The following is a 9,267-nucleotide window of genomic DNA, read 5'->3' on the forward strand; positions in this document are numbered from 1 at the left end:
GCGACCCCGCGCTCGAGGCCCTCGCGCCACTCCCAGTAGCCCAGGACGTCGAGGTCGGCGTCCGGCAGCGCGGCGCACCGTCGGTCGACCACCGCCCGGATCTCCTCCGCCTCCGCCGCGCCGGTGAGGCGCAGCCCGGAGCGCACGCACTGCGTGACGGCGGCGTCGCACCCGGCCCGGCTGAAGATGAAGGTGATCGCCGGAAGCAGCCCGGCCGCGTCGAGCCGCTCGATGACGTCCACGCGCGACGGCGGCCGGTAGGACGACCCGGTGCGCCCGTTCCGCCCCGGCCCGCCGGTGCCGCGCCCGCGGTCGTCGCGCCGCCGTCCGTCACGGCCCCCGCGCGGGGGTGGCCCCGACCGGGTCCGGCGCCCACCACCGTCGCGGTCGACCTCGGCGACGGCCTTCGCGAGGGTCGGGTCGACCTTCACCTCGTGGCCCTGGGCCCCGCGCCGCTCCTCCGCGAACAGGTCGAACATCCGCGAGCCGACCACCATGTGCTGCCACAGCGGCACCGGCCGGGTCTCGTCGACGACGACGGTGGTGTCGCCCCGGACCTCGACGAGCCAGTCCCCGAACTCCTCGGCGTTGCTCACCGTCGCCGAGAGCGAGGCGAGCTGCACGTGGTCGGGCAGGTGGAGGATGACCTCCTCCCACACCGCCCCGCGGAAGCGGTCGGCGAGGTAGTGCACCTCGTCCATCACCACGTAGGCCAGGCCGTCCAGCGCGGGCGCCTCCGCGTAGAGCATGTTGCGCAGCACCTCGGTCGTCATGACGACGACGGGGGCGGACCCGTTGACGGCCGTGTCCCCGGTCAGCAGGCCCACCGCGTCGGCGCCGTGACGGGCGACGAGGTCGGCGTACTTCTGGTTGGACAGCGCCTTGATCGGCGTGGTGTAGAAGCACTTCTGGCCCCGCGCGAGGGCCAGGTGCACCGCGAACTCACCGACGACGGTCTTGCCGGCACCGGTCGGCGCGCACACCAGCACGCCGTGCCCCTCCTCCAGCGCGAGGCACGAGCGACGCTGGAAGTCGTCGAGCTCGAAGCTCAGGGACGTGACGAAGTTGCCGAGTTCCGGGTGCGTGGCGCGGGTGCGCGCCTGCGCGTAGGCCTCGGCGGGAGAGCGCATGGCCACCTCCCCACCGTGTCACACCAGGGCGACCCCGCGCCCGCGCAGGAGTCGGACGGTCGTCACTCCGGCAGGCGGGACCCGTCCGGTGCGGTGCCGCGCACGGTCGCGGGGGCGTCGGGCGACGCGCCGGACGTGGGCGTGGCGGGCGGTGTCGACGGCTCGACGGCGGGCGCGCTGCGTTCGTCGTCCTCCTTCAGGCCCCGGGTCTCGGCCTTGAAGATGCGCATCGACTGCCCGAGGCCCCGGGCCATGTCGGGCAGCTTCTTTGCGCCGAACAGCAGGACGACGCCCACGATCGCGACGATGACCCATTCGCTCACCGGACCACTCCTCCCGACGCCGACCCCGGCACCGTCACACCCGACTCTACCGGGCCGATCTCGGCCGAACCGGACGATCGGGACGAGCTGCCCAGCAGGCTCGCCCGGACCCGCAGGGCCGCGACCCGGGCGCGCAGCATCCCGGCGCGGTCGGAGAGCAGCGCGGTGAAGGCGGCGAGCACGGTCGTCGTCCGCCCGACGGCCCGCAGCGCGGTGAGGACGAGGAGCGCGAGCACCACGAGGGCCACCAGGACGGCGACGATGCTCCAGACGAGCGGTCCGAACGACACCCGCGGAGCGTATCGGCCCGCACTACCGTGCGACCGGGTCGGCGGGTCCGGCCACGGGAGGAGACCGACATGGCGGCGTACCTGATCTCGCAGGTCGAGGTCCTCGACCCCGACGCGTGGGAGAACTACCGCACCCGCGCCGCAGCGGCCATCGCGCGGTACGGCGGTCGGTACCTCGTCCGTGGCGCGCTCGCCCAGGTCGTCGAGGCCGACTGGCCCGCGGACGAGCCCCCGCCGCAATCGGTGGTCGTCGCCGAGTTCCCGAGCATGCCGGCGTTGCAGACCTGGTACGCGTCGCCGGAGTACGCCGAGGCGTTCGCCTTCCGCTCCGCGGCGCTCATCCGTCGGCTGATCTTCGTCGACGGGGTCGTCGGCTAGAGGTGGTGCGCGCCCCGCGGTGGGTGGCGGGGTCAGACGGACAGGCCGTAGGCACCCAGGGCCTCGGTCGCACGGCCTGCCCGGGCCGCGGCGAGCTCCGCCGGCCAGAGCACCTCGACGTGCTCGCCGAGACCGAGCAGCAGCCGGACCATCCAGGCCTGGTCGCCGTAGCGCATCTGCACCCGCGCCCCGCCGTCGTCGTCGGCGACGAGCTCCTCCATCGGGTAGTACTCCGCCACCCACCGCGCGGCGGGGGCGAGGCGCAGCGCCGCGAGCTGCTGGCCCGCGTCGGGGGCGAGCAGGCCCGCGGCGTCGGCCGGGACGTCGCGCGGGGTGGCGGAGGGCGGCGGGCTCGAGGGCTCGTCGAGGACCTCGGCGTCGTCGACGCGGTCGAGGCGGAACATCCGCACGCCCTCGGCGCGCCGGCACCAGGCCTCGAGGTAGGTGCTGCCGTCGACGAGCAGCAGTCGCATCGGGTCGACGTCGCGGCGTCCGACGGCGTCCCGCGAGGCCGAGTAGTAGGTCAGGCGCAGCACCCGGTGGCGGGCGACCCCGTCCCGCACCACGGCTTCCGCCCCGGCGTTGCGCGGGGAACGCCCGAGCCCGACGGCGACCGCGTCCTCCGCCGGGCCGTCCGCGGCCCGCCCGGAGGCCTGCTCGATCTTCGCGAGGGCGCGCTGGACGGCGTCGGTGTCGGCGACGCCGGGCGCGTCGGCCAGGGCGCGCAGCGCGACGGCGAGCGTGGCCGCCTCCGGGCCGGACAGGCGCAGCGGGCGCGAGAGCCCGGCGTCGTACACGACGGTGACGGTGTCGCCCTCGAAGGACAGGTCGACCAGGTCGCCCGGGCCGTACCCGGGCAGCCCGCACATCCAGAGCAGTTCGAGGTCGCGGCGCAGCTGGGCCTCGGTGATGCCGAACTCGGCGGCCGCCTCGGCCACCGGCACCCCGGGCCGCGCGAGCAGCCACGGCACCAGGGTGAGCAGGCGCGGCAGCCGGTCGGCGACGCCCTCGGCGGTCACCGGGCCAGCCCCGCGGCCGGCGTGGCGGCGTCGGCGTCCCGCGCCGCGCGCAGGATGGCGATCACGGCGGTGCGCAGCTCCGGCGGCTCGAGCACCACCGCGTCGGGACCGTGCCCGGCGATCCAGCGCGCGAGCGCGTCCACGCGCGAGAGTTCGAGCTCGACGACGTCGGGGTCGCCCTGCGGGTCGGGCCGGCCCGCGCGGCGCAACCCGGCGGCCCGGCCGGGCACCAGCCGGACCCGGGCGGTGCCGGTGGGCGGCGGCGGCCCGGCCGAGCGGGCCACCAGCTCGACGAGGTCCACCCCCTCGGGGCGGGTGACCGCGCCCCGCGCGCCGGTGGCGACGACCTCGCCCTCGATCCGCGAGAGGCGGAAGCAGCGGACGTCGTCGCGGTCCCGGTCGTGGCCCACGAGGTACCAACGCCCGCGGTAGGACACGACCCCCCACGGCTCGACGGTGCGGCGGCGGGCCTCGGCGCCCGGGTGCCCGCGGTGGGCGAACGTGACCACGCGCCCGGCCCGGGCGGCCGCGAGCAGCGGCGCGAACGCGGGCTCGGTGGTGCGCACCCGCGGCTGGACCTCGGACGCCGCCGCCGGGTCGACCTCCACGCCGGCGGCGCGCAGCTTCGTCATCGCGGTGCGGGCCGCGCCGGCCAGCTGCGGGGAGTCCCAGAGGCGGGCGGCGAGCGCGACGGCCGTGGCCTCGTCGGGCGCGAGGTCGATCGCGGCCAGCTCGTAGTCCCCGCGGGCGATCCGGTAGCCGTCGACGACGTCGAACACCGACTGCTTGCCGGTCTCGAGCGGGACGCCGAGCTCGCGCAGCTCGGACTTGTCGCGCTCGAACATCCGGTAGAACGCCTCGTCGGTGCGGGCCTCCTCGTAGCCGGCGACGGTGGTGCGGATGCGCTCGGCGGAGAGGAACTGCCGCGTCGACAGCAGCGCCAGCACGAGGTTCACCAGGCGCTCGGCTCGCGCGGTCGGGGGCGGCACGGGCCCGACAATACGACGGTCGATCGATCGCGTGTTCGACATCCCGCGTTCCGGCGCGTCCGGGTGCCCGGGACGCGCCGCGCCTCACGCCGAGTCGGCCCCGCCCCGCGACGCCGAACGGATCTCGAGACGGCCCGCGGCGTTGCGGTCCACCTCGAAGCTGTAGGTCTCGTGGGTGGTGCGCCCACCCGAGGTCACGAACTCCAGCTCGGCCCGCGCCGAGGTGCCGTCGACCTGCACGTCGTCGGCGCTCACCGAGGTGATGCCGCCCCAGAAGTGCTGGTAGCCGCCGTACCCGCCGGAGGCGTCCTGGGCACCGTCGGAGAGCAGCGTCCACGCACCCGGGATGTTGCCGGGCAGGCTGCCGTAGTAGGCCGCCACGGTGCGGCGCACGTCGTCCTCGGTGACCGGGTCGCCCGGCTTGCCTCCGAGGTCGTCGGGGGCCGGGGGCGCCGTGGTGGTGTCGCTGCCCGGCGAGAGCGGGGCGCCCGCCGTCGGCGGCACGGTGCCGGTGGACCCGGGCGCGTCGGTCGGTGGGACCGCGGTCGTCGTCGGCGCCGCGTCGGGCGGGGGCGCGGCGGCGTTGAGGACCGAGTGCGGCGCCCGCGGGCCGTCGACGGCGGCCACGGCCGCGCCAACCCCCGCCGCGAGGACGATCGCGGACGCGGCGGCCACCGCGAGCACCCGGCGCCGGTGCCGTGACGGCCCGCGGGCGGGCGTGACCGACGCCGCCGGGGCGGCGCGCAGCCCGCCGGGGACGAGGTCGTCGCCGGCGCCGTCGTCCGTCACGGCGTCGGTGTCGGCGTCGCTCCGGCCCGTGGGGACCGGCGTGACCACCCCGACCCACGGGGCCGTCGGCGGACCGCCGGCGGCGACGGGGGTGCTTGTCGCCGCGGTCGGCCCGGCGGCGTCGCCCGGGGCGGTCGCGGCCGGGACGACGGGCTCGGTGGTGCGGTCGGGCGTCGCCGGGGCGGTGAGCGCCGCCGTCGTCGTCGTGCCCCGCGCGGCGCGGGCCTCGAGGGCGGTGCGGAGCAGGACGGTGTCCGGGCGGTGCGCCGGGTCGAGGCGCAGCATCGCCGAGAGCGGGCGGCCCAGCACCCCCGCGCGGGTCGCCGGGCGCAGCCGCCCCTCGGCCATGGCGTGCAGCACGGCCAGGGTGTTGTCCAACCGGCCGCAGACCAGCTCGTTCTCCACGGCCGCGTAGAGCGTGGCGCCCAGGGAGAAGACGTCGGACGCGGGCGTGGGGTCCCCGCCGCGGGCGACCTCGGGAGCGAAGTAGCCGGGGGTGCCGGCCACCAGGCCGCCGCCGGTCGCCGAGCTGTCCCACGAGGCCCGCGAGACCCCGAAGTCGGTGAGCTTGGCGACGCCGTCGTCGGTGAGCAGGACGTTCCCGGGCTTGACGTCGCCGTGGACGATGCCGGCCTCGTGGACCGCGGAGAGCGCGTCCGCGATCTGCGCGCCGATCCGGGCCACCTCGGTGGGCGCGAGCGGGCCGCGCTCCGCGAGCACCGCGGCCAGCGACCGGGACGGCAGGTACTCCATGACCAGCCACGGCATCTCGGGCTGGGCGGGCGGCGCGTGGGTGACGACGTCGAACACCGCGATGGCGCGCGGGTGGACCACGCGGGCCGCGATCCGGCCCTCGCGCATCGCCCGGGCCCGGGCCACGCGCAGGGCGGTCTCGTCCGTCCCGTCCTCGGCGCGGGGCGGGATCAGCTGCTTGACCGCGACGGTCCGGGCCAGCCGCCGGTCCCACGCCGTCCAGACCACGCCCATGGCGCCCGCCCCGATGCACTCCTGCACGCGGTAGCGGCCCCCGAGCAGGGTGCCCTCGACGCGCGGGTCGGGGACCGCCGTGCCCGAGTCGTACTCGGCCCCGGGGTGCACGGTGCCCGGTGGCCCGCTCGGCGGGCTCACCCGGGACGTGCGGTCCTGGTGGTCCATGGTCGTCGTGCCGCCCTCGATGTGTCGATCGTGCATGGCTGGCGTCGCGGAGTCGCGACGCCGGGTCCCCGACGGACCGGCCGATCACACCGATGGCGTGACGATCGCTACAGCGTCGCGATCAGCCGGTCCACCCGTTCGTCCACCGCGCGGAAGGGGTCCTTGCACAAGACGGTTCGCTGGGCCTGGTCGTTCAGTTTGAGGTGGACCCAATCCACGGTGAAATCGCGACCGGCGTTCTGGGCGGCGGCGATGAAGTCCCCCCGCAACTTCGCGCGGGTGGTCTGCGGCGGGGTGTCCTTGGCCGCCTCGATCTCGCCGTCGTCGGTCACGCGGTCGACGAGGTCCTTGCGCTGCAGCAGGTCGAACACCCCGCGGCCCCGGCGGATGTCGTGGTAGGCCAGGTCGAGCTGGGCGATGCGCGGGCTGGACAGGCCCAGGTCGCCCCGGGAGCGGTAGCGCTCGACCAGCCGGTGCTTGATCGCCCAGTCGATCTCGCGGTCGATCAGCGAGAGCTCCTGGCGCTCGACGGCGTCGAGTGTGCGGCCCCAGAGCTCGAGCACCCGGTCGGTCACCGGGTCGCTCCCCCGGCGCGCCACGTGCTCGACGGCGCGGGCGTGGTACTCGCGCTGGATGTCCAGCGCGCCCGCCTCGCGGCCGCCGGCCAGGCGGACCGGGCGGCGGCCGGTCAGGTCGTGGCTGATCTCGCGGATCGCGCGGATGGGGTTGTCCAGGGTGAAGTCCCGGAACTGGATGCCCTGCTCGATCATCTCGAGGACGAGGTGCGTGGTGCCGACCTTCAGCAGCGTCGTGACCTCGGACATGTTCGAGTCCCCGACGATCACGTGCAGGCGGCGGTAGCGCTCGGCGTCGGCGTGCGGCTCGTCGCGGGTGTTGATGATCGGCCGGCTGCGCGTCGTGGCGCTCGACACGCCCTCCCAGATGTGCTCGGCACGCTGGGAGAGGCAGTACACGGCCCCGCGCGGGGTCTGCAGCACCTTCCCGGCGCCGGCGATGAGCTGGCGGGTGACGAGGAAGGGCAGCAGCACGTCCGCGATGCGGGAGAACTCGCCCGAGCGGCCGACCAGGTAGTTCTCGTGGCAGCCGTAGGAGTTGCCGGCCGAGTCGGTGTTGTTCTTGAACAGGAAGATGTCGCCGCCGATGCCCTCGTCGGCCAGCCGGCGCTCGGCGTCGAGCAGCAGGTCCTCGAGGATCCGCTCGCCCGCCTTGTCGTGCGCCACGAGCTGCTCGAGCGAGTCGCACTCCGCGGTGGCGTACTCGGGGTGCGACCCGACGTCGAGGTAGAGCCGCGAGCCGTTGCGCAGGAAGACGTTCGAGGACCGCCCCCAGGAGACCACCCGCCGGAACAGGTAGCGGGCCACCTCGTCCGGCGAGAGGCGACGCTGACCGTGGAAGGTGCACGTCACCCCGAACTCGGTCTCGATGCCGTAGATCCGCCGCTGCATGGCCTCCAGCCTAGGCGACGCGCAGGCATCTGCAGCCCCTTCGAGCGGCCCGACGACGCGGCGTCGGCGCACCCCCGTCGGGGTCTAGGGTGCCGTCACATGCTCCGAGGGCGGCGCGCGCGCCGCGCGCAGGCGATCGCACAGGCGACGGTCGCGGTGGCCGTCGAGGCCGTCGTACCCCGGACGGTCGCCGCCGGGGCCCGCGCCGGGCTGCGTCGCAGCCGCCGGACGCTGCGCCCGGTCGGCCGGCTGGACCGTCGGATCACCACGGCGGTCGGGCGCCTGCCCTCCACCCCGGCCGACGACGCGCTGCTCGCCCTGACGCGGTCGGCCAACCACAGCTGGTTGTGGCTGGCGACGGCGTCGGTGCTGGCCGCGGGGACCCGGCGCACCCGCCGCGGGGCCACGCGGGGCGTCATGGCGATCGGTCTCGCGAGCCTCGCCGCGAACATCGTCCTCAAGCCGGTGTTCCCCCGGCGTCGCCCGGCCGCGGATCTGCTGCCGGTGGCGCGGTCCCTGCCCGACCGCCCCACCTCGTCGTCGTTCCCGTCCGGGCACTCCGCCTCGGCGATGGCCTTCGCCGTGGGGGTGGCGCTGGAGAGCCCCCGCACCGGGCTGGTGCTCGCACCGCTGGCGGCCACCGTCGCGTACTCGCGGATCCACGTCGGCGTGCACTGGACCAGCGACGTCGCCGTCGGGTCCGCCCTCGGCGCCGGGATCGCGCTCCTCACCCAGCGCTGGCTGCCGCGGCGCCCCATCGACGAGGCCATCGCCCGGCCCTACGCGAACGCGCCGGAGCTCGTCGACGGCGAGGGGCTCTCCATGGTCGTCAACTCCGGCTCCGGGCGGCCCGGCACCGACCCCGTCTCGGAGATCGCGGAGCGGCTGCCGAAGGCGCACCTGGTGCGCCTCGACCCGGGCGACGACCTCGTCGCGCTGCTCAAGGAGGCCGCCGGGCACCCGGGGACCCGGGCCCTCGGGATCGCGGGCGGCGACGGCTCGGTGGCCGCCGCGGCACGGATCGCCGAGGACCTCGACCTGCCGCTCGCGGTGATGCCGGCCGGCACGCTCAACCACTTCGGCCGCGACGTCGGCGTGTACGACCTGCAGGAGGTCGTCGACGCGACCGGCGCGGGCGAGGCGGTGGCGGTCGACATCGCCGAGCTGCACGCCTACTCGTCCTCGACGGGGCCCGACGGCGGCGAGCGCGTCGTGTTCGTCAACACCGCCTCGTTCGGCGGCTACCCCGAGATGGTCCGGATGCGCGAGAAGTGGCAGGACCGCTGGGGGAAGTGGCCGGCCGCGTCGGCGGCGCTGATCCTCACCCTGTGGCACGCCCGGCCGCTGCGGTGCCGCATCGACGGGGTGGAGACCCCGGTGTGGATGCTCTTCGTCGGCAACGGGCCCTACGCCCCGTCGATGCGGCAGCGCAGCGGCTGGGCCCGCCACAGCGTCGCGATCAGCGCCGCCGACGCCGCCGGGAACTTGCCCCAGCGGTCCTGCCACTTCTCCCGCAGCCGGACCATCTCGGGGTAGCCGCCGAACGAGGCGGTGTTGACGAACACGACGCGCTCGCCGCCGTCGGGGCCGGTCGAGGCCGAGTAGGCGTGCAGCTCGGCGATGTCGACCGAGACCGCCTCGCCGGCGCCGGTCGCGTCGACGACCTCCTGCAGGTCGTACACCCCGACGTCGCGCCCGAAGTGGTTGAGGGTGCCGGCCGGCATGACC

At 75.8% G+C, this 9,267-nt stretch carries 9 protein-coding genes; 2 read left to right on the plus strand and 7 right to left on the minus strand.

Annotated features, from left to right (window positions below; genetic code table 11):
- The 3 genes from AC0CYZ_RS22610 to AC0CYZ_RS22620 all read right to left on the minus strand — a co-directional run.
- A partial coding sequence (locus AC0CYZ_RS22610) for a DEAD/DEAH box helicase (RefSeq protein ID WP_472219489.1) occupies window positions 1–1,130 on the minus strand: 1,130 nt, incomplete at its 3' end.
- 62 nt (window positions 1,131–1,192) lie between these two features.
- Window positions 1,193–1,453: a Sec-independent protein translocase subunit TatA gene (tatA, locus tag AC0CYZ_RS22615; RefSeq protein WP_472219491.1), complete on the minus strand. Its 261-nt coding sequence runs from the start codon at window positions 1,451–1,453 to the stop codon at window positions 1,193–1,195.
- The gene (locus AC0CYZ_RS22620) at window positions 1,450–1,743 is read right to left on the minus strand and encodes a hypothetical protein (RefSeq protein ID WP_472219493.1); all 294 of its coding nucleotides are present in this window, start codon (window positions 1,741–1,743) and stop codon (window positions 1,450–1,452) included. The genes tatA and AC0CYZ_RS22620 overlap by 4 nt, the downstream gene beginning before the upstream one ends.
- A gap of 69 nt (window positions 1,744–1,812) precedes the next feature.
- On the opposite strand from AC0CYZ_RS22620, the gene AC0CYZ_RS22625 reads away from it, so the two are divergent.
- A complete protein-coding gene (locus tag AC0CYZ_RS22625; protein WP_472219494.1) occupies window positions 1,813–2,121 on the plus strand; it encodes a DUF1330 domain-containing protein in 309 nt (102 codons plus the stop codon).
- Window positions 2,122–2,153: 32 nt separating this feature from the next.
- Here the strand turns inward: AC0CYZ_RS22625 and AC0CYZ_RS22630 are convergent, their stop codons facing one another.
- The 4 genes from AC0CYZ_RS22630 to pafA form a co-directional block, all read right to left on the minus strand.
- Window positions 2,154–3,140, minus strand: a complete 987-nt coding sequence (locus AC0CYZ_RS22630) for a helix-turn-helix transcriptional regulator (RefSeq protein ID WP_472219495.1) — start codon at window positions 3,138–3,140, stop codon at window positions 2,154–2,156.
- Complete coding sequence (locus AC0CYZ_RS22635; RefSeq protein ID WP_472219497.1) at window positions 3,137–4,129, minus strand: helix-turn-helix transcriptional regulator; 993 nt, start codon at window positions 4,127–4,129, stop codon at window positions 3,137–3,139. The genes AC0CYZ_RS22630 and AC0CYZ_RS22635 overlap by 4 nt, the downstream gene beginning before the upstream one ends.
- A gap of 84 nt (window positions 4,130–4,213) precedes the next feature.
- Complete coding sequence (locus AC0CYZ_RS22640; protein WP_472219499.1) at window positions 4,214–6,109, minus strand: serine/threonine-protein kinase; 1,896 nt, start codon at window positions 6,107–6,109, stop codon at window positions 4,214–4,216.
- 71 nt (window positions 6,110–6,180) lie between these two features.
- Window positions 6,181–7,539, minus strand: a complete 1,359-nt coding sequence (gene pafA / locus AC0CYZ_RS22645) for a Pup--protein ligase (protein ID WP_472219501.1) — start codon at window positions 7,537–7,539, stop codon at window positions 6,181–6,183.
- Window positions 7,540–7,638: 99 nt separating this feature from the next.
- On the opposite strand from pafA, the gene AC0CYZ_RS22650 reads away from it, so the two are divergent.
- On the plus strand, window positions 7,639–9,075 hold the full coding sequence (locus AC0CYZ_RS22650; protein ID WP_472219503.1) for a phosphatase PAP2 family protein: 1,437 nt from the start codon (window positions 7,639–7,641) through the stop codon (window positions 9,073–9,075).
- Window positions 9,076–9,267 lie beyond the last annotated feature (192 nt).

Source organism: Actinomycetospora sp., assembly GCF_055612215.1.